This is a genomic window from Acinetobacter sp. NIOH-H-8, assembly GCF_046635365.1.
Taxonomy (GTDB): domain Bacteria; phylum Pseudomonadota; class Gammaproteobacteria; order Pseudomonadales; family Moraxellaceae; genus Acinetobacter.
Map to the genome: position 1 here is coordinate 1 of NZ_JBHDVN010000251.1, position 420 is coordinate 420.

1 pseudogene is annotated in these 420 nt (G+C 65.0%); it reads left to right on the forward strand.

From position 1 onward, the window contains the following. Window positions 1-415, forward strand: a pseudogene (locus tag ACEWB7_RS18075) (ammonium transporter); the annotation flags it as partial. Window positions 416-420: the final 5 nt, after the last annotated feature.

Genomic DNA, 420 nt, shown 5'->3' on the forward strand with positions numbered 1-420 from the left:
GACCATGGTGCTCAACGGCGCCCTGGCCGGCCTGGTGGCGATCACTGCCGAACCGCTGACCCCGAGCGCGCTGCAAGCCACCCTGATCGGCGGTGTCGGTGGTGTACTGGTGGTGTTCAGCATCCTCGGTCTGGACAAGCTCAAGCTCGATGACCCGGTCGGTGCCATCTCCGTGCATGGTGTCGCCGGCATGTGGGGCCTGCTGGCCGTGCCGCTGACCAATGCCGACGCCTCTTTCGGCGCGCAGCTGCTGGGCCTGGTGTCGATTTTCCTCTGGGTGTTCATCGCCAGCCTGATCGTGTGGGGCATCATCAAGGCGGTGATGGGCCTGCGCGTCAGCGATGAAGAGGAGTACGAGGGCGTGGACGTGGTCGAGTGCGGCCTGGAGGCGTACCCGGAGTTCACTCGCCAGTAATGTTT